This window comes from Bacillus sp. 007/AIA-02/001, from assembly GCF_004634455.1.
In the GTDB taxonomy this organism is placed as follows: Bacteria; Bacillota; Bacilli; order Bacillales; family Bacillaceae_G; genus Bacillus_A; species Bacillus_A cereus.
In genome coordinates this window covers 37,823-64,094 of sequence record NZ_SEIY01000004.1, presented here as the reverse complement: position 1 = coordinate 64,094, position 26,272 = coordinate 37,823, and the positions used below count along the sequence as shown (strand labels likewise).

Genomic DNA, 26,272 nt, shown 5'->3' with positions numbered 1-26,272 from the left:
AGGTGAATTCGAAAAATTGTCGATTTTTTCAGAAGAAAGCGTTACAATTAAAATGTAAATGCTTTAATTTCCAGGTAGGTGACATTCATGTATTTTGTAGACAGAAAGAAAATAGAACAAATGCTAGTATGTTTAGAACGAGCAACAAGTACATTTCAAGAGAAAAAGATATATGAAACCGAGTTTGAATTTTACGCATTAGAGCGCATAGCCCATCTTATTATTGATTGTGTATTAGATGCCGGGAATGCGATGATTGATGGATTTATTATGCGCGATCCAGGAAGCTATGAAGATATTATTGATATTTTAATGGACGAGCGAGTGATAAGTGAAGAAGATGGACAAGGGATGAAAGAAATTATCCTTCTTCGAAAAATGCTTACGCAAGACTATATTCAAATGAATCATGATGAATTATATAAGACGATTCAAAAACATATTGCAGTGGTAGAGAAATACCCAGCAAATATTCGCAGTTATTTAGAAAAGGAATTAGGACCTGTATCTGCATTTGTACCAGAATAATTATGCTTATAAGATCCCCAGAGAATGCCTTTTGGGGATCTTATATTGTATGTGAGAAAGAAAAGGGAGAAGGGTGAAGTATGGGGGAAGCACGTACGACGAAAGACGAAATTGTACAATTGTTGAAAGTAAAGGGAGAGCACACGGTAGCTGAACTAGCTGACGTTTTAGAGATTACAGAAATGGCGATCCGAAGACATTTAAGTAATCTTGAGAAAGACGGACTCATTTATTCTAAGATGGTAAGGCAACATGTCGGAAGACCAACTTATTTGTATGGATTAAGTGAAAAGGGAGAAGATACATTCCCGAAAGAGTATAAGCAATTTGCGATTGATATGCTAGAAGATTTAGCTCGAATGGGTGATGAAAAAATACTTCGTTACGTTTTAAAGGAGAGAACGAAGCGAATGGAAGAACAGTTACAAAAGAGAGTGAGTAATCAAAAGAATTTAGCATATAAAGTGCAAGAGATAGCAGCTATGCAAGAGAAAAACGGTTATATGGTTCAAATAAAGAGAGATGGAGAGAATTCTTTCGTAATTGAAAAACAAAACTGTCCGTTAAAGGAAATTGCAGAGAGATTCCCGCAAGTATGTGAAGATGAAAAAGAGATGTATAAGCGTTTATTTGCAGGAGCAGATGTAAAGGCGTTAGCAAATATGTGTGAGGGCGATTGTAGTTGTTCTTACCAAGTAAAAGAGAAAAAATGAACGTTATGGGGCGCTTTTAGGTAAAGCGTTTTTTTCTTTGGAAAAAGCGGGTAATATAAGAGTGGTATGATAAGGTGAGAACGTTAGCATAGAAGGAGAGACATAATCGATGTATAAAGGTTACTTAATTGACTTAGACGGTACGATGTATCGCGGAGAAGAACAAATTGAAGAGGCAAGCGACTTCGTAAAAGCATTAGGAGAGCGCGGCATTCCTTATTTATTCGTTACGAATAACTCAACGCGTAAACCAGAACAAGTGGCAGAAAAACTTGTTCGTTTCGATATTCCAGCGAAAGCAGAGCAAGTATTCACAACGAGTATGGCGACTGCGAACTTCATTTATGAACGTAAACAAGACGCAACTGTATATATGATTGGTGAAGAAGGCTTACACGATGCACTTGTGGAAAAAGGATTTGAACTTGTGGATGAAAATCCTGATTTCGTTGTTGTTGGTTTAGATCGTGACATCACATATGAAAAGTTAGCAAAAGCGTGTCTTGCTGTGCGTAATGGCGCGACGTTTATTTCTACAAATGGGGATATTGCCATCCCAACTGAGCGAGGATTATTACCAGGTAATGGTTCATTAACATCAGTTGTAGCAGTATCAACAGGTGTGGATCCAATCTTTATCGGAAAACCAGAATCAATCATTATGGAACAAGCTTTAAAAGTACTTGGCATAGAAAAAAATGAAGCATTAATGGTTGGGGATAACTACGATACAGACATTTTAGCAGGAATAAATGCTGGCATGCATACCCTTCTTGTCCGCACTGGAGTCACAACTGTGGAGAAGTTAACAGAATACGAAGTACAACCAACGCAAGTTGTGCATAACTTGACGGAGTGGATTGAGAAGATGTAATGAAGAAAGCTGTTCCAAACTTTGGAACAGCTTTTTTTCTAATATTTGCGGGCAGCCCGATTGGTGTAGGCTAACATTCAGTTGTGACTAGTGTCGATTTTTGTCGGTAAGTCGATATATTTGAAAAATCGCCGATATATTTAGAAAATCGCTGATATAATTTTATTAAAAAGCACGATTCACAACGTCTTTAACCTCTTCAAGATATTGTTTACGCACACTGTCATCCACAGAAGGAACACTTGTATAGAATGTATGCTCAATTGTTTCAATGCCTGTAAATTCAAAAATACCAACATCCGCTGTTTTCTTCATTGCATCAAACATGCCGCCTGCTGTGTATGCCTCTTTCGTATTACCCATTGTAGATAATAACAATCCTTTTTTACCGCTTAATAACTTTTCAATACCGTTTTCACCGTAAGCATAAGCAAATCCATGGCTAAACACACGGTCAACGTATCCTTTTAAAATAGCAGGAAGTCCCGCCCACCAAACTGGATAAATAAATGTAATGCTGTCAGCCCAAGAGATATGCTCTTGTTCTTCTTTAATATCTTCTGGTGTATTTCCTTTAGAAAATGAGATGAAATCGGAAGCGCCTAATACTGGATTAAAGTTTAATTCGTATAGATCGCGAACGCGTACTTCGTGACCTTTTCCTTCTAATTCACTTTTTACCGTTTCTAAAATCGCATGGTTGAAGCTTTCTGTATTCGGGTGTGCATAAACGATTACATGTTTCATTTTTCTTCCTCCTATTTGTGGATATGTGAATAGTTATTTGTATATCTGTAACTATTATGGTTACTACCTTTATAGAAGTCAAGTAATACATATGTATGTATAAAAAGACGCCCGAAAATCGCCTTTTTATACCCCGCTCATACAAAGTACAAAAAAGACAAATAAAATAATGACAATACCAATGCCGAAGTTAAATACGAGAGTACTATCCATATATGTAGCCTCCTTGTTTGAAAGTAAAAAGCACTCTAGTTAAGAGTGCTTTTTTATTTTGAATCTACTTTATAACTTTTAGAAAGTGATTCATGCGTGTAATGATTTACATTATTTTATGTATTTATACTTTGAAATGAGTAAGTCCTTGTTGGATATAGAAAAAAAGACACTCGTGGAGTGTCTTTTAAGATGACAAAATGTGCCAATTGCTTGAGGTTGATAAGACGCTAATTTCCGTGTTAACGCCTTTTCTTTAATCAAGAAGTGTAGCAACAGCGATTCAAATAGATTGTACCATTTGTTTAATTGTGGTGCGTATGCAATTGTGCATATTATGATCATGAGGTAGGTAATGAACTGTGAATAATTTGAAGTGATTTATTTACGATTTCTTCTGCGGCATATATGCCGATTGCGTCTGTTTTTAAAATATGAGGTTGTAAGTTATCATGCATTGCCCCTAACTCACCATGAAGTGGTGCAAAGGCATGGTTCGCCTTTTCAAGCATGCATAAATCAAGTAAAGAATCCCCAGCTGTAATAATCGTATCTATTTGCAAAATTTCTTTTATATATTGCACGGCGTCCCATTTGTTAATTGGTTTTGGTACAAAGTATAGCTTTCTACCTTGAAGTGAATGATTCCAGCCTTGTTTGTCTAACCAGGAAGTGAAGGATGATAATTCATCATAAGGAATGTTCTCCCGTTTAATAATGCAATAATGGAATAGATCATCAGCTGTTTTTTGTGATATAACCCAATCTTTATGAGCTATTTGTCCAAATTCCTTTAGTATGTCGTTTCCCTCTATACATTCAAACGATAGTCTTTCTTTTACTATCCTGTTCCAAGTACCATCTTGTTTACCGTTATGAAGGATATTACCGCCGTTACTTGTAATGGCGTATTCGGGAATGATTTCGTCTTGGAATAAAGAAATACGCTGAAACTGCTCAATAGTTCTTGTTGTAACTGGGATGAAATGTGAGTGCAGTTGCAATTTTTTTAGTAGTGAAATGGTTTTATGTGATATGAAAGAAATTTCTTTCCCATCTAAAGTTTCAATGAGTTGAATTGATTCATCTTCTATAGGGGCACGAAACGATTTCCGGGAATAAATAAGCGTCTGATCAAGATCACTGGCGAAAATCATATCGTTTCCCTCTTAAGAGGCTTAATGAGCCCGCAACATGAATAAGCCATATTCTCATAGATTTCAATAGGGACATTCTTTTCTTTAGCAAGAAGTAAAATATGCTTTAAATCGGGATTGTTTTGCTTACGTATTAAAATTTTCCACGGTATTCTCCGGAGTAATACGCGAGTTGTTTCACCGACTCCTGGTTTAATTAAGTTAATATCGTCAATTTCAAAGTGATTTTGGATAGACTGTATATCTTTTAATCCTTGCCAAGAGGGATCAGTGTAAGTTGAAGTAATATAACGTAATTGATTATCTATATGAGAATGAACAGAAGGGAATAAATCTGTTACCTCATCAATGAATAAATTTGATAAGTCTTCTTGTTCTAGCTCTTTATAATATTTAACACCATGAAAATCATTTGGACCGATATAGGTGTCATTTAGTACAGTGCGGCTAATGAGTCCAGAGACTGTTGCATTTAAGCAAGCGCTAGGAATAAGAAAATCTTCACGTGTACCGTAAATTGAAGTACAGTAACCGGGATCAGCAAGCACAGCCATACAATGAGAAATGTGTGTATTATTTCGTTCGTTAAATGTGTGTACTGCATATTCTAATTCTTTTTTTATTGCACCTTTTCCAGTCCACCCATCAATGAATTGAATTGTTTCTTTAGGGTGATGTTCCAAAATATAATGGAGTGCATTTTCATCAATACCGCGTCCGCGAACAATAGAAATACAATAGTGAGGTACATCAAGGTTGTATTGATAGCGTATGTAGCGTTTGATAAGAATGCCAATAGGTGTACCAGCACGAGCTAATGAAACGAGGACAAGGTTAGTTCCTTTAGTTTGTATAATCTGTTCGGCGACAACTCCAACAGCGATGGCTAGTTTGTGTTTGTATTGTTGCAGGGAAGAAAAGAATAAATCCATATACGCTTTAGAGGGTTTATATTCCATTGGTAACATTTCGGAATAATGTGTGCCAGCTTGAATTGCTTGTTCTCTAGTTTCCGTGGAACTTTCTTTCATTAAATCACTAATATCTTTTAATAGAAAAATAGCATCATTTGGATTGTAACTACTAATATGAGAATTTACTTTTACCATAATTATCAACCTTCCTTTTCTATGCTATTTGAAAATGAGACGATATGAATAAAAGGAATAACTGTTTGTAACTGCTGTAGAAGAGGAGATAGGGCTTCTTCCCCTAAATCACGCTCAATGAAAACAAATACTTCATCGTAATCATGAGGTGAAATATTATAAAAGTAATTTGTTATAGTAGGATCTTCAGGACTTGGATATGAGAAATGATTATGAATGGCGTAGTTCACATCATTTGAAACAGGATGGATAGGGCTTCTTGTTGTAGATTGATATAAAATATTTTCACCCATTTCAGCAGCAATTTTCATTGGGATATACATAAATTCACCCGTTCCGAGACAGAGTGTTCGTTTTCCAATTCTTTCTCTTTTTAAAGTTTTTCCTGCTTCTTGGGCGAAAGAATGAATGTGCTTTTGTTCATATGCTGAAATGCCAAATCGCCCAGTATATTTTATATAATTTGATGTATAGGGTGATTTTAGGCAGGTAAGGGTATGTTTTTTGAAATCAGGTTTTGTTTCTTCAATTTGAATCTCTTTTTTTGCAATATTTAATGGTTGGCCAGTTGTATGAATACTGCCTTCTAATAAAGAAATAACATGAACCTTAATTTGAAGTTCTTCTTCTAATTGTTTAAATTGTTTTCTATTAGTATGAGAACGCCAGTCTAACAAAGAAGCAATTATATATTCTTCTCGTGGGAATTTATTTTGAATAGATCTAATAATATTTAATGCTGTTTTTCCTGTTGTCATCTCATCATCTACGAGAACAATTGGATTGTTGTTTTGAAAAAAGCTTTCATCTACATAACACCGGTGCGATGTTGCATGAGAATGTTCTTCCTCAAATGTAATGACAGATTCTAGGTGGGGTATCGATTCCCTAGTTGTATGTACATACTTTGCATTTTGAAAGCATTGAAACATAGAATGACCAAGTGATGTCGCTGTTTCAGCGAATCCGATGAACAAAACTTCTTCTTGCAGAGGATATTGATAACGAAATACTTCCTCTGGGATTTCATCAATTTCTAATGAAATGAGATTTAAAATTTCTTTTTGAAATGGATGAGAAATATTATGTAGTATTTCCATATATCTTGCAGCGAGAGCAACTCCACTTGATAGAGAGACTGCAGGTTTAATAGGAAGATGCTTTCCAAGGATTGTACTCACAAATAAAAAACTACGTTTCTTATTTATTCTCGCAGCCATTTGAAAAAGATTGTCTAGCGCTAAATTATATGGATTATCACGTACTTCTACATGAACTTGTATAGTATTTAAAACGTTATACGTGTTGCTTTGCGTTTGTAATAAGGAGATCGGTGAATTGTTTGTTTTCATGTAGCACCCCGTAAATATTAGATTTTAAAATGGTTTTGCGAGCCCACCCATAATGAGGTTTTACTTCATTCATTTTGTTAGAAAAACTGCTTTTTAGCACTCCATTATACGTATCTGCATTTTGTAAAATTAATCTCGCATCTAAATAATCTTCCATTGTGACAATGTGCATTGCCTGTACAACTTTAATATGAGATGGGTGAATAACTGTCTTTCCGATTAAGCCATTTGCATGGTCAAGTGATACCTCTTGAATAAGCCCTTCTTCATGATCATTAGAAAAATATTCCCATACACATCCTGAAATAATATATTCATTTGTTGTCCTTGAGAAAACGTTAATAATGTCTGAAATACAATCACGGACAACAGTAATATGATAGATAGGTGTGTATTTATTACGCCGAATACTAAATATACTTGAAAAATCAGTAGCACCAATACGTACATTTAAGATGTAATCGTGATAAGAATCTAGTAAATCCTTTATTTGTAATAATGATTCTGCCCGTGTTTCCTTATACATAATTTCGGGTGATTCTAAAATCGGCATGCCATATAGCGATAATGAGTATAACTCGTTTATATATGCAAGCTGATCGATATAAGTCTTTCCGTTAATCGGTGTGAATTTTGGAAAGACAAAACCACATAAACAATGAACGGCACTACCTAATTCAGTAACAATTTTCTTCATTTGACTTGGCTGTCGAACTCTAATAAAAAGGAGTGGGATGTCTGCTTGATTTAGTATGTTGGCACTGACTAAGTTAGCGATTTGCTGTATTTGAACGACGATGTTTTGCTCTGCAAGTTTTACTTCCTCATCGCTGATAGCGTCCTCTAGACAAAGAATAATTGAGATAGCATCCACATGTTTCCTTCTAATTATATCTTCCGCAATCGTTTCTTTCGTGCCAGGAGTATATAGTGTAGCGCCTAGTGCGTAAGCTAGTTGTTCTTTTCCTATATTTTTTGAAAAACTAAGAGGTTCTTTATAGAAAAAATTTTGCCGTTCTTCTGAGGAGAGATAAGAAAAGTAATTCAAATTGTCACCACCTTATTTATAATGATTCTGTTTAATCGTAACATAATAAGAAAAATCTTCCATAAAAATGAAGCAAGAAATTAAAAAATATATTGAGAAAGATGAATTATAAGATGAATATCGAATATTGTTAATAGAAATATAATAGGGGGAAAGAGAAAGTGGATATACATAAATTAACAGAGGTAGAAGCAAATGAGATAAATACTTGGACGTACGAGGAACCATATAATTTATATAGTTTTTCAGGCGAGAAAGAAGTAATGGAAGAGCTATTAGATGGAACGTATTATGGCTGTTGTGATGATCAAGGAGACCTCATCGGTTATTTTTGTTTTGGAGCAAATGCACAAGTACCAGGTGGAAGAGATGCTCATTTATATGGTGGAGAAGATGTGATTGATATTGGACTTGGCATGAAGCCGGCGTTAACTGGGAAAGGAATGGGGAAAGAATTCTTCCAAGCTGGAATAGCGTTTGCCACGAAAGAGTTTAATGCAAAAATGTTTCGATTAAGCGTAGCGACATTTAATACAAGAGCGATTACGTTATATAAAAATATCGGATTTAAGCAAGGGCCTATTTTTTTGAGTCGCGGAAGAGAATTTATGCTGATGGAATATGAAAGACCGTCAGCATGAACCTGACGGCCTAGAAAACACTATTATTCTGAGTGCTCAGCTCGGTGTGCTAAACGGCTTGAAGCAGCGGCAGCGATTCCGCCAACGATATCATCAAGGAACGTGTGCACCTTTCCAGTTGATTTATCATTTAAGTATTCTAAAATACCAGGTTTTAATTTATCAATATATCCAAAGTTCGTGAAACCGATAGAGCCGTACACATTCACGATAGAAAGTGCGATAACTTCATCAATTCCGTATAAGCCTTCGTCACGTTTTACAATATCTTGTAACGGTTCACTTAGCATTCCCTTTTCAGCAAGGATATCAAGCTCGATACCAGTAATCAGTGCGTTTTGTACTTCACGTTTTGATAGTACACGTTCTACATTGTAACGGCATTCTGACATCTCTAAATTTGGATGATATTTTTTTTGAAGAAAATGAACAAGTTCAGCAATATCGTCAATTGTTACACCGCGTTCTTGTAATAGTTTTAATGCTCTTTCTTGTAGTTGATTTGATTCTTTCATGTTTATCACCTTTTTTTCTTTTTAGTATTTGTATACGTTTCGTTGCTTTATCATGTGCATAGGAATGAAAGGCGAGCACAAGCTCATATATATAAAGAAAAACCATAGGTGGCGACTGCGATGATTCAGCATATTTATGAGCATTATCACATGCATGTTAAAGAATTAATCCCCCTTGGCCCCTATAAAAGCTTTTGGATTCGCAACAAAATTTATGTACTTGTTCCAATTGGAGAAATGGAGGAAGAAGTACTTGTAGAGATGAAAAAGCTCAGTGATTATATGAACCAGCAAGGGGATATAACTGTAGCGACTTTCGTTCCGACTATACACGGCTACTATGTAAGTGAGATAGAAGAACAAAATTATTGCTTATTAAAAGGTATGCGCACGTTAGAACGACATGCTATGTCATTAGGAAGTGAGCTTTCTATATTCCATAAACGAGGTGCATTCTTTCCAGAAGAAATTGAGCAATTAAGCCGAATTGGTGAATGGAAAGCGTTATGGGAAAAAAGGCTCGATCAATTAGAAAAGTTTTGGCAATCACAAGTGATGAACCACCCTTCAGATGTATTCGATCAATTGTTTATTGAATCCTTCCCGTATTACTTAGGAGTTGCAGAAAATGCCATTCAATATGTTGTCGATACAGAAATGGATGATACGCCGCAACTAACGGATGCAGCAACAATTTGCCAAGAACGATTCACACCTTTATTATGGCATCAAACGAAGCGTCTCAAACTTCCTTTTGATTGGGTGTATGATCACCCGAGTCGAGATATTGCAGAATGGATCCGCCATATGACGATAGAAAAAAAGAAAGACTGGGAGCAAACAATCGTTCAATTTGTTACGGATTATGAACGGAATTATTCGCTATCCTCATTTGGCTGGCGCTTATTATTTGCAAGGCTCCTGTTCCCGCTGCACTATTTTGAAACGGTCGAACGATATTACCAAACTGGAAACGAAGAACAAAAAAGCATATATAGAGATCGCTTAGAAGCCATTTTACACGATGTGAACCGCTCAGAGCAATTTATGAAGCATTTTTATGGTTCGCTTCGTTTACCAGTAGATAAGCTTGGGATTAGAAAATTAGATTGGTTATCTTAAAAATATAAAAAAGAGACCGAGTGAGGTCTCTTTTTTATATACCACAATTTTATGTAATACATTATGCCCCTACCTGCTGATCTGTACATATATTTAAAACGAATTGATGCTTTTCGAGCTTTTCATTTACTTTACCCAATAATTCTTGCTGGATTTCTTTAAATAAAAATTGATAGCTTGTATTCCACGTTGGTATAGCGGATGAAAGGCCTAATAAATACTCTTTTTTCTTTTCTAGTTCTTGAATTGTTAAAAAAGTGTTCCCCATTTTTGGCATGTGTCGTCCCCCTATGTTTTTTACTTTATATGTGTGAACGATTCACTATATAGTATTAATTATCGCATTTTTTGAGAGGGATTTCCAATTTTGTTTTATGATGTTAACGGATAAATGTGATTTGAATAAAAAAAGGAGACCAAATTTGGTCTCCTTTTAGCAAGTGACTTTGAACGAGCCGCTTCCGCTTTTAATTAAAATACTTGTTCTACTTCGATAACGCCTGGTACTTCTTCAAGTAACGCGCGCTCGATACCAGCTTTTAGTGTGATTGTAGAACTTGGGCAGCTTCCGCATGCACCCATAAGGCGTAGTTTTACGATACCTTCTTCAATGTCTACTAATTCAACGTCTCCGCCATCGCGAAGTAAGAATGGACGTAATTTATCTAATACTTCTAATACTTGTTCTTGCATATGTGGGTTTTCCATTTTTATCGACTCCTTTCATCAGTTTTATTATAATCAAGATAGAGGGGAAAATCTATTTTTTCTCTTCTTGTTTTATTGTCGAAATTTTGTATCGTGTTTTTTCAGTATAGGGGTATGGAATAAGTTTGTAAAACGATGTGCTTATGTAATAAGACATCTGAATATACTGTTGGGACAAGAAGTGGGGGAGAAGAAATGGTTAATGTTCAAGTGTATGGGACGAAAGTAATTTGTGCGAGCTGCGTTGGAATGCCATCTTCAACAGAAACGTTTGAGTGGTTACAAGCGGCAATTGGTCGTAAATATGAAGGACAAGAAAATAAATTTAATTTCGAGTATATTGATTTCCAAGAAGAACAAGAAGATGCGGATAAAAAAGCATTCGCAGAGCGCGTAGTGGAAGAAGATTTATTTTATCCGGTCGTTCTTGTAAATGGAGAAATTGTTGGAGAAGGAAATCCTCGTTTGAAGGATGTTTACGAAGAAATCGAGAAATATTTATAAAACAAGAAGTCTTTGCGAATTTGCAAAGGCTTTTTTTATTGGAGGGATAGATATGAAAAATGGAGTGAAGCATGCGTTACCAACGGAAGTAGAGCAGTTAATGGAGCGGTACACAGTAGAATTAAAAGAAATTTTTTTGGATGAAAAAATAGTCGGGGTATATATTTACGGATCCATCGCACTAGGTGCATTTCATAAGGAAACGAGCGATGTTGATTTTGTTACAGTGATAAATGATTCCGTGAATGAAGCTGAAAAACAGCAGCTTGTGGAACTACATAAGAAACTTAGTGATAATATGCTAGGTAAAAGAATGGACGGTATGTATATTCCGCTTGCTGACTTAGGGAAATACAATGATGAAATGAACGAGTATGTGTATTGTGCAGATGGTAAAGCTAATGTTGGTCATTGGGACATTAATGCGGTCACATGGTGGACGTTGAAAAATCAAGGCATTACAGTTACCGGAAAAGAAGCAGAAGATCTTCCACTGCAAATACAATGGAATGATGTAGTAAATACGATGAAATATAACGTAGAACAGTACTGGAGTGAAAAGGCGAAGAAGCCATATTTATTTTTTATAGAAGAGTGGGTAGAATCAGCTGTCGTTACGATGGGACGTATTTTATATACACTAGATCATAAAACAATCGTTTCAAAAGATAGAGGCTTGCAATACTTGTCACAACGTTCAGCGGAAGAATGGGAGCTTTTATTAAAAGAAGTAGCTAGAATACGGCAGAACCCAAAAGAAAAGCGAATGCTCTCAAGGTGGAGAAGGGCAGATATGACGAAGAGGTACTTACTGCATTTAATTGAGACGTGTAGAGAGAAATGGTAGGGAAAAAAATGGACAATACAGTGGGGGGTATTGTCTTTTTTATTTTGTAGTAGATAGAAAAGTATTTACAAGTATTGTGTAGAGGAAAAATAATAGAAAAAAATATGTGCATGGGGGAAGATGATGAGTAAATATAAATTACATATAGATAGAGAACAATTATGGAAAGGATGCGTTTTAAATTCGATTGCCCATGCAATTAATGTAGCGCATTGTCCAGATTTCTCACATGAAAGTTCATGGGATGGATTTAACTATAGTATGCAAGATAGCCAAGGCGGACAAGGGGCAATTACGTTTCATCCGAATTACACGATTGTATGTCTTCAAGATGTGAATAGTGAGAGAATGGATGAGTGGATTGATGCGAAAAGTTATTTTGAAGGGGCACCTTCGGAAGTAATAGATATTGTGAAAGAAGAAGCACTTCAATACGTATTAGAAGAAGTAGAAGGCGAAACAGTTCCTTTTATTACAACTGCATTTTGGATTGAGGATAGTGGTGCGTATTCAATTGATTCATTTGAAGAGATGGAAGAGCACGGTGGATTCTTATTAGAAATTCCATTACTTGATACAGAATCAGCAATGGAAAGACTGGAAGAAGAGTATGAACTGACAGAGGAACAAATAGAGCTTTTACAACTCGTGTATGAGAAAAAAATCCAAAGGCCAAATGAGGAAATTAAGTTGTCTAAAGAAGAAGTAGCAATGATTGGAACGGAAGATAGCGAAGGATTGGAAGCTAGTAAGGAGTCATTTGCAGAAATGAATATTACTTGGGAGTTGTAGGATAGGATATAAAATTGTGATAAAGGACTAGTAGAAAGAACAATGTGAAATTACATTGCACTTTCTACTAGTTTTTTTATATACATATCAATTTCATGAAAGAATACGGGCTCTTTTTCCTCGGTATTCAGATGCACGGCGCAATGTAAATATTGCTGTAAATAGTGATTAGCTTGTTCGTACTGTTTTAATTTGTAGAAAGAAAAACAGGTAAGAAGTAGAAACGCTTTTTCTTCTAATATTGGAACGACAGCTAGTACCGGAGTAATGGAATGTATATTTATTTCCACTAAATTTTCATAAGATGTCCACGTTTGAAACCAGTCGAAAATAGTAGAAAGGTAACCCGGAATGTTGATAGTTTCATGTGAAACATTATGCAGAGGAAGTTAATAATGAACTATTCATGAGTTGTGTAAGTGGAAATATGTTTGAAATAGTAGAAGGCTAATTTGTGAGCTCTTTTAAGTCGAGATGTTTGTTTTAAAATAGTAGTATATATTCACTAAAAAAGATGTATAAAAATGATTTTGATGCATCCTTTTTAGTGAATATATAAAATAATTAACTTAGTGTATTAAATATATGATACATGATTATTTTAATATATTTAAAAGTAAAATGAAATAAGAAACGGATAATTGTCGGAATATATTCGATTTCCGTTCATTTTTATGAAATATGTGTACTTTTTGTTAGATTCCTTCATTTTGTGCATATACAATAAATGTATATAGAAATAAGAAAAGGATGATGTACGTGAAGGACACTGTTTTAAAAGAAACGATTTCTCCACAAGAATTACATAAAGTTGTTCAAAAGAATACAGCTTATTATGACTTTAAGTGGGGGAAAGTAGAAAATCCAGCGCAAGGGAATACATGGAATTGGGTAGCCTTTTTCTTCCCAACTTTTTGGTTAGCTTATCGAAAAATGTATAAGTTATTTATTATATTTGCGTTATTGGCTATACCTAGTATATTTATACCCCCTTTTATAGATATTCCAGATGGGATTTATGTAACATTTAGTTTAGCTCTTCAATTAGGAATGATGATATTTACTGGATGGCAAGGAAACCGTTTATATTATAAGCATGCTGTTCGTGTTTTTCGTAAGGGAGAAGATGCGTCTGATCATGAGAAGGCGTATTTCTTACAATCAAAGGGTGGCGTGAGTATTGCTGGTATGATTGGTTTACAGATTATAGTCGGGATTGTGTTTGGGTTAGCTGCGTTCGGGCTGTCCTTTTTACCAACTGAACCGAATATTAAAAACGTTGTTCGTTCAAGTGGTGAAGGGGTTACGTTAGAGATTATGACTGATAATCCAACTTGGAAGTTTGTGAAGAAAGAAAAAGATTATGACGTAGTAGAGTTTACTGGTTATGATTATACAGAGAAGAAAAACGTGAAAATTAAATTTGCTGTTTATTTCGATGAAGATTATTTCGAGTGGCAAGAGGTATATGAAAATAATAAGAAGTTAAGTGAAGAAGAAGTGGAAGAATATCAAATTTACATTGAAGAAAATAATTTGGGTTTCTAGAGAGAACTCGTTCATTTTGAAAAGAAGAATCTTGTGAAGGTTCTTCTTTTGTTTATTAGGGGGAGAGCAATGATTTCAGCATGAATAGAAGCTCTAATAGGATCTATTAGTTTAAGTACGGGTTTACACACGAAAAAGATTGATGTTAACATACGTTACTTGCAGCAGTATGAATGGTTTCGAATGATATATGAAGACGAGAAGTATCGAAAGTTATTTATTACGAACTACAAAGTTCGCTCATATTTACAAAGTAAGCTAAGAGTTCGATTGCTCGTAAAAAATAAAAATGCACAACGAAGATTTTTAAAATTAGTAGAAGAGCAAATAGAAAAACGGCATACAAATTGAAATTTTGTAAAATACAATAAAAAATGAGAATTTGAGGTAGGGTTGTCAATAACGTGAGACTATGGCACTATAAAGAAATGCTATACAAATTTTATTTATCGAGATGTAAACATCAATTTTGATTTTTACGTATAAATAATGAACGGAGGAAATGAATTTATGGCTACTTTACCAAATTGTCCAAAATGTAATTCAGAATATACGTATGAGGATGGCGTTCTTTTCGTATGTCCAGAATGTGCTCATGAGTGGGGCCAAGAAGCAGAAGCTGAAAATAATGATGGTGCAAAAGTTGTAAAAGATGCGAACGGAAACGTTCTTCAAGATGGCGACGCTGTTACTGTTATTAAAGATTTAAAAGTAAAAGGAACTTCTTCAGTTGTGAAGATCGGTACGAAAGTAAAGAGTATCCGTCTAGTTGATGGCGATCACGATATCGATTGCAAAATCGACGGTTTCGGAGCTATGAAGTTAAAATCACAGTTCGTTAAGAAGGCATAAGTAAATAGAAGAGGAGGCGAATAGCCTCCTCTTTTTATTATGTCACTTTTTGTCGGTAAATCGATATTTCGTACAAAATCGTTGATATATTCTGAGTTATGATAGATATATTTGAAAAATCGTTGATATATTGCAAGTTATGATAGATATATTGAAAAAATCGTTAATATAATTTCACTCACCGAGAACGATGCATCATTTACTGAGCGAAAGTTACGATTTACCTCGCATCATAGTCAACCTCTTTCAACTGACATCGCTTATTAAAGAACGTTTTATATCCAAGCTGTAAAAAGATAATGACAGCAAAGGCAGTACTTCCAGAAATACCGAGTATGATGGCGATTTGATATTGAATGGCTGTGAATGGTGATACACCGGATAATATTTGACCAGTCATCATGCCTGGTAAGCTTATAATTCCCATTCCGACCATAGAATTAATTGTTGGTAAAATAGCAGAGTCAAAAGCGTCTCGAATGAGCGGAGCAGCTGCTTCTTTCGGTGTTGCGCCGAGCATAAGTGCACCTTCAATTTGACCTCTTTGCGATTTCATATTGTTTAAGAACGTATTTGCACCAAGAGAAACACCAGTCATGGCATTCCCAACTAACATTCCTGTAATAGGGACGATATATTGCGGAGCATACCAAGGGTCATGACCGATAATAACAAAGATAAATAGTAGAAGTGGTCCAATTGATCCGGCGATCATGGAAAGGGCGGCTACTCGTTTTAATTCTTTAGACATTGGGATGTTAACCCGTTTATAAATATTAAAAATTGCAAAGGTAGTAATAGAAGTGATGAGAGCGATTGTATAAAATGGATTACTGTTTTCAAATACGTATGTAAGGACATATGCAACAAGTACGAGCTGAATCGTCATACGGAATGTTGCGAGCGCGATTTGTTTTTCGCGAGGTATTCCTTTTAATTTTACAAGTCCAATTAAAATAAGAATGAAAATATAGGCAGCTGCAAGTTGCCAAATTTGGAGTTCAATAACGCCCTTCAACTGAGAGCACTTCCTTTCTAGTTGCACCCTTTGTTTTGCTAATTTCAATAATATCGTCTGCAATTTCTTCTGGAAGTTGTTGCGAGTGTGTGATGAAGATAACTGTTTTTTTCTTTTTTCGTGCTAGTTCAGTAAATTGTTTCATAACGCGGCGTTCTGTATCACTGTCTAATGCTGAAGTGGGTTCATCTAATAAATAGACAGGCGGATCCATAAGTACGATACGTGCAAAGGCAAGTCTTTGTTTTTCACCGCCGGATAATGAGGAGGTGCTATCTTCTAATTGCTTGTCTAAGCTAACGGTTTGTAATGCACTCCGCAGGGCATCATCATTTGGAAATGGTTTTTCAGAAAGACGAAGTCCCATTAATAGGTTGTCTTTAACGGTTCCATCAAAAATAGGTGGAGTTTGCCCAAGCATAACTACGTCACGACGTAATTGAATAGGGTAATAATCAGAAATTAACTTTCCGTTATATTCAATTGTACCGGATGTTGGGGATTGTAAATCGTTTAACATGCGAAGTAATGTGCTTTTTCCGCTTCCGCTTTCACCGATAATACAAGTAATCTTTTCTTTTTGAATCTGTAAATAAGGAATGTGTAGTATATCTTTATATATAACGTCTTTTAATATAAACATAAATCGCTCCTTTCTGATTCTAGTTATATCGTATCAAAGAAAGAGGGGAAAATGGTTATAACGAACAACGTTTTTTCTTCGTCTTGAGTTTTATTAATAAGTTAAGTAAACGATCTAATTCTTGGCTGAAAGAAATCACTTTATCATGAGTGAATCCGTATCGTTCAACGAGATAGATTAGCTCTTTCTTTTTCGCTTCTATTCGATTGTTTAGTTTCGATAAGTTCATAAGTGGAATGTAATGCCTCCTACAAAAGTATTTATCACATAAAAAATAAGACCGAATGAACTCGGTCTTAAAGGAAGTAATAAAACAACTTACAAATAGCATACAATGTTTATCAATATTTTTTAATATAAAAATGAAAAATAAATCATTATAAATATTGAGAAAGATGTGTCTGATAATTTTTAAAAACTGATGCAAAGAGGCTGCCTACATAGTAGACAGCCTGTAAGGTATTAACCTTTATGATATTTGTACATCCAAAGAAGACCAGATTTTAATAATCTCGGTACACGTCCCATTAATGGTTGGTTTGCTAGTAAACCAAAGCCGTGCTTCTTACCAAGAGATCCTAGAACACCTTTTAATTTAATAACAGGTAGTTCATCCGGGAGTGGTTCATTATTCCAACGTTTTAATAATATTTGGACAATTTGTTCTCCTTGACCTTCAGCCAGTTGGGCAGATGGTGCATGTGGAAGTGCTGCGCAATCTCCTACAACGTAAACATGATCGTTATTTGGAATATTATGATATTTAGTTAAGACAACCCGTCCGCTACCATCTTGTTCAACTGGAAGGTTTCGAACAACTTCATTTGCTTGAATACCAGCTGTCCAGACGATTGCATCACATTCAAGTGGTTCATCGTGGTTGTACACAATATTTGGTTCTACTTTTGTAATGTTAGAGTTTCGTATAATGTTAACTTTATGCTTTACAAACCATTCTTCTACGTATCTACTTAATTTCTCTGGATATGGGAATAAAATTCTATCTTTTCGATCAAATAAATAGATTTTTAAATCAGAACGGCTTTCACGAAGTTCACTTGCTACTTCAACGCCACTTAAGCCAGCACCAACGACAGCTACTGTTGCATTTGGTTCTAGACTATTTAATTGTTCATATGTCTTACGTGTTTGTTCAATTGATTGTAGACTATGTGTATATTCTCTAGCTCCAGGAACGTTATGATATTTATCTTCACAGCCAAGTCCGATAATTAAATCATCATATTGGATCGCTTCGCCGCCATCAAGATGAACAGCTTTTTCTTCGAGGTCAATATTTGTTACTGTGCCGTATTGAATATTGAGGCGTGGGTGTTCAGGAAACGGTATACGAATATGCGTTTCTGAAATAGTACCCGCAACTAATGCATAATATTCAGTTTTGAAGCAATGATATGGTACTTTGTCGATTAATGTCACTTGTACATCATCTGGAAGTTGGTTGCTTGGAAGTAGCCTTTGCAGAATTCTCATTCCACCGTAGCCCCCACCTAGTATTACGAGGTGTTTCATGATGGATTACCCCTTTTCTGTTGAAATATCCCCTAATCATAAAATTTTATATTAATAAAATATTTTGACTTTACTCAATCAAATTATATCGAATTTGTGAACAAATAACAATGCATGAATGAATACTCTGTTGTACAATAAGAAGAAAAGTAAACTGTTTTTCTTTTTAAGTTACTCTTTCATTGTAAGTAGCATGTTATATAGAAGAAATCATCTACTTTGAAGTGAAGTAATGAAGTAACTAAATAGTTTAGACTGTGTAACGAAAACAACAAGAAACAGCTTAGTTTTCTTCTTATAGATAAAGTGAAAAGGTAATTTGTTTTGTAGTACAGGGGGGAGAATTTTGATTAAACCATTAATTGAATTTTGTGTAGGTAACCTTGCAAGTGGTTCACAAGCAGCTCTAGAAAAATTAGAAAAAGATCCGAATTTAGATGTAATGGAGTATGGTTGTTTAGGATATTGTGGCATTTGTTTTGAAGGACCATTTGCACTTGTAAATGGTGAAGTTGTACAAGGTGCAACAGTAGAAGAGCTTGTTAATAATGTATATGAGTATTTGGATGAAAATCCAATGTTTTAAGGTGTTGCGAATTAGTAGCACCTTTTTCATTAGATAAAACTTTATTTCGTGGGGAAGACTAATACTGAGTATTAGTCTTCCCCAATCGAAAATAGTAGGATAAATAAAAAAAGGCCCTTTTTAGAAGGGCTTTTTTCTTACACAAATTGTGTAAGAGTGGCTCATCGCCAAACGTTGTCAAATATGAGAAACGGGGGACATTCATATTGTGTTCTAAAAGCATGCATTTTATACTTAACATAACAAATTATTTTTGGAGTGAATATAAATGAGCCAATTTTCTTTTACAAAAATGCATGGCCTTGGCAATAGTTATATATATGTAAATATGTTTGAAGAGCAAATTCCTGAAGAAGATTTAGCCCTTGTGGCCGAAAAGGTTTCAAATATTAATACTGGTATTGGAGCAGACGGGATGATTTTAATTTGCCCTTCAGACGTAGCTCCGGTGAAGATGCGTATGTTTAATAATGATGGTTCTGAAGGAAAGAGCTGTGGTAACGGTTTACGCTGCGTAGCGAAATATGCGTATGAGCATAAACTAGTAGAAGAAACAGTTTTCACAATTGAAACGTTAGCTGGTATTGTAACGGCTGAAGTAACAGTAGAAGATGGTGTCGTGACATTAGCAAAAATCGATATGGGAGCACCTCGTCTAACACGTGCAGAAATACCGATGCTTGGTGAAGGTGAAACACCATTTATTCGTGAAAACTTCTTATACAATAATCATCGTTATGCATTTACAGCTGTTTCAATGGGAAATCCGCATGCGGTTATTTTTGTTGATGATGTAGAAAAAGCACCTCTTACAACACTTGGACCAGTTCTCGAGACACATGAAATGTTCCCAGAGCGAGTAAATGTTGAGTTTATCGAAATTTTGAATAATGACGAGATGAACTTCCGCGTTTGGGAACGTGGATCTGGTGTAACGCAAGCTTGCGGAACAGGAGCGTGCGCTGCAGTTGTAGCTGCTATTTTAAATGGAAAGATGGAACGTGGTAAGGAAATTACAGTCCATTTAGCTGGCGGCGATTTAATGATTGCGTGGACTGAAGAAGGAAACGTGTTGATGAAAGGACCTGCGGAAGTAATTTGCCGCGGAGTGTATGAGTACAAGATAGAAGCGTAAAGATGTATAATGAACTAAGAACAGAAAGGAAGGTGTATTTCATGATTGAAGTAACAGAACAAGCAGCTTTTCAAATTAAAGATATGTTAAAAGATGCTGAAGATGGAGAGAAGTATGTGCGCCTTGCTGTACACGGCGGCGGATGTAGCGGTCTTTCTTACGGCTTAGGATTTGAAGTAGAACCAAAAGAAGACGACACAGTGCTTGAGTTTTTCGGTGTTGAATTTGTTATCGATACAGAAAGTGCTCCAATTGTTAAAGGAGTAAAAATTGACTATAAACAATCTATGCTTGGCGGCGGATTCACAATCGACAATCCAAACGCAATCGCATCATGCGGATGTGGATCATCTTTCCGTACAGCATCGAATGCTGGTAAGCCAGAAGAGTGCTAAGTTTTTAGCAGAAATAGAGAAAGACCTTTTTAGCGATAGAATAAAATCGTTAGAAAGGTCTTTTCTTTTTGCGTTAAAACAGGAAATGTATGTAAAGTTAATCTAGATATTAATTTAAATGTTATTATATATGGTATATATGATTAATGCTGTGAATTCGAGATTCATATTGTTCATTTTAAGATAAGATTATGTAGAAAAAATGTAAATGATTAGCAAAAATATACTATTTATTAGTTATATTTAATGTTAATATTTGTAACGAAGATGATTGGCGAGGGCTGATTAAAGTTTCACTTTATACAAAAAAGGTGCATGAGCGAGAAGGCTATAGCAAATTGTATAGAACTGAATAGTTCCGTATTAATTAAAATACGTTGATTATTAGATATAAAAAACACCGGGGGGATTAGAGTGAAGTCATTTAAGAGAGTACTTATAGTAGGGATGGCGTTGACTACAGTATCGATTTTTGGAGCTTGTTCTAGCGATACAGACGTATTAACAAAAGCAGGAGCAAAGCAACCAGCGAAGGCGGAAGGTGAAGTACTAAAAGATCAGAAGAAAACACCTATGACTACGAGCAAACGTGAAAGTATTAAAAATGAGGATGCACCATCATCACAAAAGCATTATATTTCTCATGATGAATCTCAAAAGATTGAGGAAGGGATGACGTATACGGATATTCTTAATACGATTGACTATGGTGGTGAGAACATAAAACATTATAATAACCATGAAAAACGCGTATTTTATACTGAAAAAGATACGGATGGTACATATGAAATTATGGTTGAATTAAATACATATGGTTATGTTGTAAACATTGAACGTACTGCTATAAAGGATGAAGATAAAGATACAGATAAAGAGAATCAGGTATTTACGAAACGTAGTGAAGGGCCTGTAAAGGAATATGAAGAAAAAAACGATCGTGTACCGTGGTATAAAGATGTAAATAACAATTCGGCAGCAGTAAGTTACAATCATTATTTGAAAATCAAAAAAGGTATGCCCGCGAATCAGGTAAAAGCTGCAATTGGACAGCCACATGTGATTGAGAAATATAAATCTTATTCAGTATATGACTATACTGGTTATGGTGGAGAAGGATCATTACGTGTAATCTTTGAACCGAATGGAACTGTTACGGATGTAGTGGAAGACGGTTTACCACGATAATAAATTAGTTACGGGAAGAATTGTAGTAAAGTTGTCTTTGATTTTATAAAGTTTTTGGGAGCATCTCCGAATATAGGTGAAAAAATAATTCTCTTAGCCATGTTAACTACAGTATTAGTATTTACCGAAGTTTCTTCCAAATTCAATAGCGTTATCGTGGATGTTGTTGTCGTATTATCTTTGTTGATATATACCGCAGTAGGGCAGAAATTGTAACTGGACGCGGAGGAGTAGCAGCTTCCTTTTAAAAGAAGGAGGAAAATATGATGGAGGATATTCTTGAATTTATAGGGAGATACGTAATTAAACCTATTATTAGTTTAGTGAGATATCTTGTAATAGAGATTATAATTGAGGGCATAATAGAAGGCGTAATAAACGGTATAAGGAAACTACGTGATAAGTGGCGAAATTGGCGTGAAAGACGTTATTGGCGGTAGTGTAGCTGATGAGCGTGAGAAACAAAAACGTTATACAGAAGCTTAATGGAATGACAATTTCTAAAGTGAAGAAATAATTATTATCTTACAAAAGTGTAATGTTCATGTCATGTTTTTGAATTTCTTCTTTAAGCTCCGGGCTTTAAGATAAGAATATAAGAAAAAACATATGAGGTGAAGGAAATGAAAAGATACATTGCACTATTTAGTATTTTAGTTGTATTTGCAAGTTTGTTAGTTGGTTGTGATTTAAACCGTATGGGTAAAGATGAGTATTATGTTCAAATTACAGTAGATGGAAAAGAATTTGATAGTAAAGCTAGTAATGGGCAGAAATTTAAAGATTATGAATATAAGCTGACTGGCTTTGATAAAGACGGTAAAGAGAAAGAATTAGAATTCATAGCTCAAAAAAATCTTCGTAAAGAAGCATTCCTACGCGTATACCACTCAGATAAAAAAGGTGTAACAGCTTGGGAAGAAGTGAAAAAAGACGAGCTTCCAGCGAAAGTGAAAGAAAAACTAAGTGTGAAATAAGACAGATAAAAAGGAATTGACGAACAGGGTCAATTCCTTTTTTTGTTTTCAAATTCTTCTTCTGAAATGACTTTAAATCCGTGTCTTTTAAATAAAGCAGTTGTCACTCCGAAACCAGTTTGCTTATTACCTTTAAATTCTCCAGTGTAAATCGTAGAACTACCACAAGATGGGCTGCGTTCTTTTAAAATAATATATTCTGGGTGTAAATCTTTAATTTGTTCTAATGCTTTATAAGCACCATTTACGAAAGCTGCTGTGACATCTTCACCATTTTTTGTTATCACTTTCGCTTTTCCGTCTAAAACGTCGTCGCCATTCCCGCCAATAATTTCAGCGGAAGGACGAGGTGTTGGTAGTCCTCCTAATACTTCAGGGCAAATGAGGACTGTATCTTCTTTTTGCAGAAGCTCCTCTATTTTTGAAACAAGATTGTCATTCCCGTCATAACGGCAAGCAATCCCACCTAAACAAGCGCTAATTACGATCATATTTTCATCTCCATTAAAAAATATTAACTATCACGCCAATTTCGCTTCCTGCCTCTTACTTATAAATGAGGTGATATAAATGGGAAGCTTATATAATTTAATGAAACCATATAGTGAATTTCGAAGTAAAGAAGAGTTTAATACATATCAAAAACAAGTTTTGAAGTGCTACCGATTTCAATTGAATAAAACTGATTCTATCATTATTCATTTTTTAGGAAAATATGCGGTGAATGAGAAACAAAAAACAGTAGGAGTCGCTTGTCCATTAATGGGGACGATTGCGACGAATGTTGGAAAGAGTATTCGTACAGTACGCCGTTCAATTGCAAAGTTAGAGGAACTAGGAATTATAAAGCGTGTTGCAACAAAAGAAAGGCATAAACGCGGCGGGTATAGTGCGAACTTATATGTATTTCTTACATCTGCGATTGACCGCATGGATGACCGTATGAAAATGTCCGCTTGTAAAACTGAGGATAATGCAACTGGCTGTAGTAAAAATGAGCAAAAAATTGCTGGGAAAACAATTCTTTCTAAAAACATTTCATAAATAAAAGAGAAAAGAAAAGGAACGTATGAGCTTGATGAGACGTATTGCCGTCATGATATACCGAAGCCTTTTATATACGCACTGGTGCCGATGACGAGTAATCCGAAGAAAATTAATATATTTTGGAGTAAGGTCGAGCTTGCGTATAAAAAGAGTGGGTTACTAGAACAAGGTGTTTTACTAGAGCAAATATTAGCTGACGAAGAAGTGTATGGAAATTTAATTTGGCGCGTGAAAAGTGTTGTAAGAGCATATAAATATGGGGAAATTCGTAAAGACATTGGGGCACTTTTATACAGTACAGTGCGAGATTTATTTTTAGAGGTTGGATTAGAATGGGGAGCAGCATTAAGGAGAAGTAAGGGAATATCACTATTTGATCCATTCAAAAAAGAGCCATGCGTATAATACATGACTCTAAGTGGCTAATCGAACTTCCTTACAACTGGAATACGAATCGCTACAAATAGTACGAAGACGATAACAGCTATTGCACCACTTTTCATAACGGTTACGATTGGAATTCCCATTGCAAGTGCAAGTGATGTGAATGCATAAGAGAGCGGGATAAAGCCCATTGATGATAGCATAAGTAAACTCATTACGCGTCCCATCATTTCTTCTTTTACTGTCGATTGAATCATTGCCATAAGCGGTACAATCGCCATTGCGATTGTAATACCATAAAACATGCCGGCTAATAGTGCTTGCCAAAGTACGGTACTAAAGTTGATAGCTAAGAAGAATATACCAGACAATAGCATCATGATAATACAAAATAGACCGCGTCTACGATTAATATTTTTTAAACCGACAATGACAGCACCGATTGCCATTCCGCCACCTACAGATGCTTCTAAGTAACTAAAATGGAGCGAATCACCATGCAGAACGTTTTTAACAAAAAGCGGGAAACCAACTTGCATCGGGCCGATTAAAAATAAGTTTAAAAAAGCGCTACAAATAAGGAAAGTTGAAAGGAATGGCGATTCCTTTACATATAAGATTCCTTCTTTAATGGAAGTGAACATACCTTTATCTGTATCTTTTTGTTCTGGCATCGTAAATTGTATTTTTTGAACGAGTATGGCAGCGACAATCAGTAATAAAATCGTAATGGAAAAGATTGTCTCATAGTTCGTAAATTTAATGAGAATACCACCAAGTACAGGGCCTAAGATGACCGATGCTTGGTTCGTCATTTGTGTAAGCGAATTTGCTTGTGTTAACCGGCTTTTTTCTACCAATTCCGGTAAGATAGATCCATCTGCTGACCAGAAGAAAGCATCAGCAAGTCCAAAGAATAAAGCGAATAAAGCAAATGTATATAGTGTTACATCACCGACAATGAACCATGTGAGAATGGTTGCGACAAGAATCGCTCGAATGATATTGGAGTAAAACATAATGTTTTTTTTCGGGAATTTATCAGCTACAGCGCCGCCGACAATCATAAAAATAAGCCTTGGAACACTAAGAGCTACGAAAACAACACCGAGTGAAGCTTCAAGGTTTAATGTTTTTGCTATGTACCACGTTTGTGAAAAAGTAAAAAAGGCTAAAGCAAAGCTTGAAAAAAGAGTAGCTGCCCAAAGAAAAAGGAAATTCGTATTTTTTAATAACGGTTTTCCGCTTCCTTCTAAAGCAGTTTTATTTTGTTGTAGTTCCTCCATATTGCTTCCTTTCTATGTGACGAATTTAAACTAAAAAACTTATTAACAATCGTTTTATACAGTTTCTAATATTTCTATACTGCACTTTCTCATTGTAGACAATAATAATGAATTTGCCCAGTAGCTATTTAACGACAAAAAAAGATGCCGAATGGGCATCTTTTTTTAGGCTAACGCAATATAAATATCCAATTGAACGTTGTTTGGATCTAACGCTCTTTCATCGTAAAGCTCAAAGTCTGTTGTGAAGGCACGTTTATTTTCTTTCGACCATTTCCAAATATATTCCCAAGCTTCACAAACGACTTCAGCAACTGGTCCCTTTCTTGTTGTAAATACCGCATATGTAGCGGCAGGTATTGTTAAAGTTGTCATATTTTCAGGAACGTCTTCTAATGAAGAAACAGGCATACCGATTGTAAATTGATATGTACCGGTTTCATCTGATTCGTAGTTTGAGTAGAAAGCGAATGTTTCTTTCGTTTGTTGATTTGGGATGTGATGCATCATTTGTTCTTGAAAGTATCGGTTCCAAAGCCCGGGAATTTGTCCTTCAGTAGATGCCTCTTTTTCATTAGTCGTCGTAACCGAAACGCCGATTGCGTGGAAAGCTTCTTTTTTTACGATAATAGGTTCGTGTAGCATAAAAAATTCCTCCTTTTTTTTTAAAAAAAGAACGTTTGTTCTTGTTTAATATAACATATTTTTACATGTAACGATTGTTATTTTTAGAAAATTTTAATCATAAAAAACAAACTGAAAATAACTAAAAAATGGTAAATTTTCTATTGTATGTATAAATAGGATGAGGAG

31 protein-coding genes and 3 pseudogenes are annotated in these 26,272 nt (G+C 35.3%); 18 read left to right on the top strand and 16 right to left on the bottom strand.

Features of this window, described 5'->3' with window-relative positions; translation table 11 throughout:
- Positions 1–87 precede the first annotated feature (87 nt).
- The 3 genes from ES895_RS11950 to ES895_RS11940 all read left to right on the top strand — a co-directional run bounded on the left by ES895_RS11950 (position 88) and on the right by ES895_RS11940 (position 2,115).
- Entirely contained in the window at positions 88–528 is a 441-nt protein-coding gene (locus ES895_RS11950; RefSeq protein ID WP_000273999.1) for a DUF86 domain-containing protein, read from the top strand.
- 80 nt (positions 529–608) lie between these two features.
- Complete coding sequence (locus ES895_RS11945) at positions 609–1,241, top strand: helix-turn-helix transcriptional regulator (RefSeq protein WP_135238368.1); 633 nt, start codon at positions 609–611, stop codon at positions 1,239–1,241.
- Between the two features lie 109 nt (positions 1,242–1,350).
- Complete coding sequence (locus ES895_RS11940) at positions 1,351–2,115, top strand: TIGR01457 family HAD-type hydrolase (protein ID WP_135238367.1); 765 nt, start codon at positions 1,351–1,353, stop codon at positions 2,113–2,115.
- Between the two features lie 165 nt (positions 2,116–2,280).
- Here the strand turns inward: ES895_RS11940 and ES895_RS11935 are convergent, their stop codons facing one another.
- From ES895_RS11935 to ES895_RS11910, 5 genes are all read right to left on the bottom strand, one after another.
- Positions 2,281–2,862 (bottom strand): NAD(P)H-dependent oxidoreductase, encoded by a 582-nt coding sequence (locus tag ES895_RS11935; RefSeq protein WP_000683436.1) that lies wholly within the window; start codon positions 2,860–2,862, stop codon positions 2,281–2,283.
- A gap of 554 nt (positions 2,863–3,416) precedes the next feature.
- Positions 3,417–4,232 (bottom strand): HAD family hydrolase, encoded by an 816-nt coding sequence (locus tag ES895_RS11925; RefSeq protein ID WP_000575383.1) that lies wholly within the window; start codon positions 4,230–4,232, stop codon positions 3,417–3,419.
- Positions 4,229–5,341 carry a cysteine protease StiP family protein gene (locus ES895_RS11920; RefSeq protein ID WP_074618681.1) on the bottom strand — a complete coding sequence of 371 codons (1,113 nt, stop codon included), beginning with the start codon at positions 5,339–5,341 and terminating at the stop codon, positions 4,229–4,231. Before ES895_RS11920 ends, ES895_RS11925 begins: the two co-directional genes overlap by 4 nt.
- Positions 5,342–5,346: 5 nt before the next feature.
- The gene (locus ES895_RS11915) at positions 5,347–6,693 is read right to left on the bottom strand and encodes a phosphoribosyltransferase family protein (RefSeq protein WP_118415290.1); all 1,347 of its coding nucleotides are present in this window, start codon (positions 6,691–6,693) and stop codon (positions 5,347–5,349) included.
- A complete protein-coding gene (locus ES895_RS11910) occupies positions 6,638–7,741 on the bottom strand; it encodes an HpcH/HpaI aldolase/citrate lyase family protein (protein WP_097856203.1) in 1,104 nt (367 codons plus the stop codon). The genes ES895_RS11915 and ES895_RS11910 overlap by 56 nt, the downstream gene beginning before the upstream one ends.
- Positions 7,742–7,902: 161 nt before the next feature.
- Between ES895_RS11910 and ES895_RS11905 the strand changes: the two genes are divergently transcribed.
- A complete protein-coding gene (locus tag ES895_RS11905; protein ID WP_000351155.1) occupies positions 7,903–8,382 on the top strand; it encodes a GNAT family N-acetyltransferase in 480 nt (159 codons plus the stop codon).
- 23 nt (positions 8,383–8,405) lie between these two features.
- Here ES895_RS11905 and ES895_RS11900 read toward each other — a convergent pair whose 3' ends face one another.
- The gene (locus ES895_RS11900; protein WP_135238366.1) at positions 8,406–8,897 is read right to left on the bottom strand and encodes a phosphatidylglycerophosphatase A family protein; all 492 of its coding nucleotides are present in this window, start codon (positions 8,895–8,897) and stop codon (positions 8,406–8,408) included.
- 120 nt (positions 8,898–9,017) lie between these two features.
- Here ES895_RS11900 and yutH point away from each other — a divergent pair, with 120 nt between their 5' ends.
- Positions 9,018–10,019, top strand: a complete 1,002-nt coding sequence (gene yutH / locus ES895_RS11895) for a spore coat putative kinase YutH (RefSeq protein WP_000614218.1) — start codon at positions 9,018–9,020, stop codon at positions 10,017–10,019.
- A gap of 61 nt (positions 10,020–10,080) precedes the next feature.
- Here yutH and ES895_RS11890 read toward each other — a convergent pair whose 3' ends face one another.
- The gene (locus ES895_RS11890) at positions 10,081–10,296 is read right to left on the bottom strand and encodes a hypothetical protein (RefSeq protein ID WP_001125494.1); all 216 of its coding nucleotides are present in this window, start codon (positions 10,294–10,296) and stop codon (positions 10,081–10,083) included.
- A 194-nt stretch (positions 10,297–10,490) separates the two neighbouring features.
- Entirely contained in the window at positions 10,491–10,727 is a 237-nt protein-coding gene (locus ES895_RS11885) for a NifU family protein (RefSeq protein ID WP_000431159.1), read from the bottom strand.
- A 195-nt stretch (positions 10,728–10,922) separates the two neighbouring features.
- Here ES895_RS11885 and ES895_RS11880 point away from each other — a divergent pair, with 195 nt between their 5' ends.
- The 3 genes from ES895_RS11880 to ES895_RS11870 all read left to right on the top strand — a co-directional run bounded on the left by ES895_RS11880 (position 10,923) and on the right by ES895_RS11870 (position 12,870).
- A complete protein-coding gene (locus ES895_RS11880; protein ID WP_000248588.1) occupies positions 10,923–11,231 on the top strand; it encodes a YuzD family protein in 309 nt (102 codons plus the stop codon).
- 52 nt (positions 11,232–11,283) lie between these two features.
- Positions 11,284–12,078 (top strand): nucleotidyltransferase domain-containing protein, encoded by a 795-nt coding sequence (locus tag ES895_RS11875; RefSeq protein ID WP_135238365.1) that lies wholly within the window; start codon positions 11,284–11,286, stop codon positions 12,076–12,078.
- A gap of 123 nt (positions 12,079–12,201) precedes the next feature.
- On the top strand, positions 12,202–12,870 hold the full coding sequence (locus ES895_RS11870) for a hypothetical protein (RefSeq protein WP_098204741.1): 669 nt from the start codon (positions 12,202–12,204) through the stop codon (positions 12,868–12,870).
- A gap of 50 nt (positions 12,871–12,920) precedes the next feature.
- Here ES895_RS11870 and ES895_RS30105 read toward each other — a convergent pair.
- Positions 12,921–13,253, bottom strand: a pseudogene (locus tag ES895_RS30105) (DUF4304 domain-containing protein); the annotation flags it as partial.
- Between the two features lie 367 nt (positions 13,254–13,620).
- Here ES895_RS30105 and ES895_RS11860 point away from each other — a divergent pair.
- The 3 genes from ES895_RS11860 (at position 13,621) to phnA (ending at position 15,270) form a co-directional block, all read left to right on the top strand.
- Positions 13,621–14,418 carry a DUF2628 domain-containing protein gene (locus ES895_RS11860; protein WP_114159709.1) on the top strand — a complete coding sequence of 266 codons (798 nt, stop codon included), beginning with the start codon at positions 13,621–13,623 and terminating at the stop codon, positions 14,416–14,418.
- Positions 14,419–14,502: 84 nt separating this feature from the next.
- Positions 14,503–14,769, top strand: a complete 267-nt coding sequence (locus ES895_RS29725) for a hypothetical protein (RefSeq protein WP_224765022.1) — start codon at positions 14,503–14,505, stop codon at positions 14,767–14,769.
- 159 nt (positions 14,770–14,928) lie between these two features.
- Complete coding sequence (gene phnA / locus ES895_RS11855) at positions 14,929–15,270, top strand: alkylphosphonate utilization operon protein PhnA (RefSeq protein WP_000212737.1); 342 nt, start codon at positions 14,929–14,931, stop codon at positions 15,268–15,270.
- Positions 15,271–15,490: 220 nt separating this feature from the next.
- On the opposite strand, the gene ES895_RS11850 is transcribed toward phnA, so the two are convergent.
- The 4 genes from ES895_RS11850 to ES895_RS11835 form a co-directional block, all read right to left on the bottom strand.
- The gene (locus ES895_RS11850; protein WP_000679246.1) at positions 15,491–16,288 is read right to left on the bottom strand and encodes an ABC transporter permease; all 798 of its coding nucleotides are present in this window, start codon (positions 16,286–16,288) and stop codon (positions 15,491–15,493) included.
- Positions 16,272–16,931 (bottom strand): ABC transporter ATP-binding protein, encoded by a 660-nt coding sequence (locus ES895_RS11845; RefSeq protein WP_000470265.1) that lies wholly within the window; start codon positions 16,929–16,931, stop codon positions 16,272–16,274. Before ES895_RS11845 ends, ES895_RS11850 begins: the two co-directional genes overlap by 17 nt.
- A 55-nt stretch (positions 16,932–16,986) precedes the next feature.
- A complete protein-coding gene (locus tag ES895_RS11840) occupies positions 16,987–17,160 on the bottom strand; it encodes an aspartyl-phosphate phosphatase Spo0E family protein (RefSeq protein WP_001054089.1) in 174 nt (57 codons plus the stop codon).
- A gap of 233 nt (positions 17,161–17,393) precedes the next feature.
- Positions 17,394–18,464 carry an NAD(P)/FAD-dependent oxidoreductase gene (locus tag ES895_RS11835; protein ID WP_000682077.1) on the bottom strand — a complete coding sequence of 357 codons (1,071 nt, stop codon included), beginning with the start codon at positions 18,462–18,464 and terminating at the stop codon, positions 17,394–17,396.
- 346 nt (positions 18,465–18,810) lie between these two features.
- Between ES895_RS11835 and ES895_RS11830 the strand changes: the two genes are divergently transcribed.
- The 6 genes and pseudogenes from ES895_RS11830 to ES895_RS11810 all read left to right on the top strand — a co-directional run bounded on the left by ES895_RS11830 (position 18,811) and on the right by ES895_RS11810 (position 22,742).
- Positions 18,811–19,050 carry a YuzB family protein gene (locus ES895_RS11830; RefSeq protein WP_000595026.1) on the top strand — a complete coding sequence of 80 codons (240 nt, stop codon included), beginning with the start codon at positions 18,811–18,813 and terminating at the stop codon, positions 19,048–19,050.
- Between the two features lie 268 nt (positions 19,051–19,318).
- The gene (dapF, locus tag ES895_RS11825; RefSeq protein ID WP_000077397.1) at positions 19,319–20,185 is read left to right on the top strand and encodes a diaminopimelate epimerase; all 867 of its coding nucleotides are present in this window, start codon (positions 19,319–19,321) and stop codon (positions 20,183–20,185) included.
- A gap of 41 nt (positions 20,186–20,226) precedes the next feature.
- A complete protein-coding gene (locus ES895_RS11820; RefSeq protein ID WP_000573825.1) occupies positions 20,227–20,580 on the top strand; it encodes a HesB/IscA family protein in 354 nt (117 codons plus the stop codon).
- Positions 20,581–20,994: 414 nt separating this feature from the next.
- Positions 20,995–21,765, top strand: coding sequence for a hypothetical protein (locus tag ES895_RS11815; RefSeq protein WP_109102941.1), 771 nt, complete (start codon positions 20,995–20,997; stop codon positions 21,763–21,765).
- A gap of 411 nt (positions 21,766–22,176) precedes the next feature.
- A pseudogene (locus ES895_RS29720) lies at positions 22,177–22,245 on the top strand (methyltransferase); the annotation flags it as partial.
- Positions 22,246–22,388: 143 nt separating this feature from the next.
- Positions 22,389–22,742 carry a YxeA family protein gene (locus ES895_RS11810; RefSeq protein WP_000833145.1) on the top strand — a complete coding sequence of 118 codons (354 nt, stop codon included), beginning with the start codon at positions 22,389–22,391 and terminating at the stop codon, positions 22,740–22,742.
- Positions 22,743–22,771: 29 nt separating this feature from the next.
- Here ES895_RS11810 and ES895_RS11805 read toward each other — a convergent pair whose 3' ends face one another.
- Positions 22,772–23,233 (bottom strand): 2-thiouracil desulfurase family protein, encoded by a 462-nt coding sequence (locus ES895_RS11805; RefSeq protein ID WP_135238364.1) that lies wholly within the window; start codon positions 23,231–23,233, stop codon positions 22,772–22,774.
- Between the two features lie 79 nt (positions 23,234–23,312).
- Here ES895_RS11805 and ES895_RS11800 point away from each other — a divergent pair.
- Positions 23,313–24,194: pseudogene (locus ES895_RS11800) on the top strand (helix-turn-helix domain-containing protein).
- Between the two features lie 17 nt (positions 24,195–24,211).
- Here ES895_RS11800 and ES895_RS11795 read toward each other — a convergent pair.
- Both ES895_RS11795 and ES895_RS11790 read right to left on the bottom strand, forming a co-directional pair.
- Positions 24,212–25,459 carry an MFS transporter gene (locus ES895_RS11795; protein ID WP_098022390.1) on the bottom strand — a complete coding sequence of 416 codons (1,248 nt, stop codon included), beginning with the start codon at positions 25,457–25,459 and terminating at the stop codon, positions 24,212–24,214.
- 165 nt (positions 25,460–25,624) lie between these two features.
- Positions 25,625–26,104: a GyrI-like domain-containing protein gene (locus ES895_RS11790; RefSeq protein WP_065702943.1), complete on the bottom strand. Its 480-nt coding sequence runs from the start codon at positions 26,102–26,104 to the stop codon at positions 25,625–25,627.
- Between the last annotated feature and the right edge of the window lie 168 nt (positions 26,105–26,272).

Bases quoted from the DNA above. Each gene is read 5' to 3' on its own strand.
- ES895_RS11950 (WP_000273999.1), top strand. From the start codon at position 88: ATGTATTTTGTAGACAGAAAGAAAATAGAACAAATGCTAGTATGTTTA.
- ES895_RS11945 (WP_135238368.1), top strand. From the start codon at position 609: ATGGGGGAAGCACGTACGACGAAAGACGAAATTGTACAATTGTTGAAA.
- ES895_RS11940 (WP_135238367.1), top strand. From the start codon at position 1,351: ATGTATAAAGGTTACTTAATTGACTTAGACGGTACGATGTATCGCGGA.
- ES895_RS11935 (WP_000683436.1), bottom strand. From the start codon at position 2,862: ATGAAACATGTAATCGTTTATGCACACCCGAATACAGAAAGCTTCAAC.
- ES895_RS11925 (WP_000575383.1), bottom strand. From the start codon at position 4,232: ATGATTTTCGCCAGTGATCTTGATCAGACGCTTATTTATTCCCGGAAA.
- ES895_RS11920 (WP_074618681.1), bottom strand. From the start codon at position 5,341: ATGGTAAAAGTAAATTCTCATATTAGTAGTTACAATCCAAATGATGCT.
- ES895_RS11915 (WP_118415290.1), bottom strand. From the start codon at position 6,693: ATGAAAACAAACAATTCACCGATCTCCTTATTACAAACGCAAAGCAAC.
- ES895_RS11900 (WP_135238366.1), bottom strand. From the start codon at position 8,897: ATGAAAGAATCAAATCAACTACAAGAAAGAGCATTAAAACTATTACAA.
- yutH (WP_000614218.1), top strand. From the start codon at position 9,018: ATGATTCAGCATATTTATGAGCATTATCACATGCATGTTAAAGAATTA.
- ES895_RS11890 (WP_001125494.1), bottom strand. From the start codon at position 10,296: ATGCCAAAAATGGGGAACACTTTTTTAACAATTCAAGAACTAGAAAAG.
- ES895_RS11885 (WP_000431159.1), bottom strand. From the start codon at position 10,727: ATGGAAAACCCACATATGCAAGAACAAGTATTAGAAGTATTAGATAAA.
- ES895_RS11880 (WP_000248588.1), top strand. From the start codon at position 10,923: ATGGTTAATGTTCAAGTGTATGGGACGAAAGTAATTTGTGCGAGCTGC.
- ES895_RS11875 (WP_135238365.1), top strand. From the start codon at position 11,284: ATGAAAAATGGAGTGAAGCATGCGTTACCAACGGAAGTAGAGCAGTTA.
- ES895_RS11870 (WP_098204741.1), top strand. From the start codon at position 12,202: ATGAGTAAATATAAATTACATATAGATAGAGAACAATTATGGAAAGGA.
- ES895_RS11860 (WP_114159709.1), top strand. From the start codon at position 13,621: ATGATGTACGTGAAGGACACTGTTTTAAAAGAAACGATTTCTCCACAA.
- phnA (WP_000212737.1), top strand. From the start codon at position 14,929: ATGGCTACTTTACCAAATTGTCCAAAATGTAATTCAGAATATACGTAT.
- ES895_RS11845 (WP_000470265.1), bottom strand. From the start codon at position 16,931: ATGTTTATATTAAAAGACGTTATATATAAAGATATACTACACATTCCT.
- ES895_RS11840 (WP_001054089.1), bottom strand. From the start codon at position 17,160: ATGAACTTATCGAAACTAAACAATCGAATAGAAGCGAAAAAGAAAGAG.
- ES895_RS11835 (WP_000682077.1), bottom strand. From the start codon at position 18,464: ATGAAACACCTCGTAATACTAGGTGGGGGCTACGGTGGAATGAGAATT.
- dapF (WP_000077397.1), top strand. From the start codon at position 19,319: ATGAGCCAATTTTCTTTTACAAAAATGCATGGCCTTGGCAATAGTTAT.
- ES895_RS11820 (WP_000573825.1), top strand. From the start codon at position 20,227: ATGATTGAAGTAACAGAACAAGCAGCTTTTCAAATTAAAGATATGTTA.
- ES895_RS11810 (WP_000833145.1), top strand. From the start codon at position 22,389: ATGAAAAGATACATTGCACTATTTAGTATTTTAGTTGTATTTGCAAGT.
- ES895_RS11805 (WP_135238364.1), bottom strand. From the start codon at position 23,233: ATGATCGTAATTAGCGCTTGTTTAGGTGGGATTGCTTGCCGTTATGAC.
- ES895_RS11795 (WP_098022390.1), bottom strand. From the start codon at position 25,459: ATGGAGGAACTACAACAAAATAAAACTGCTTTAGAAGGAAGCGGAAAA.
- ES895_RS11790 (WP_065702943.1), bottom strand. From the start codon at position 26,104: ATGCTACACGAACCTATTATCGTAAAAAAAGAAGCTTTCCACGCAATC.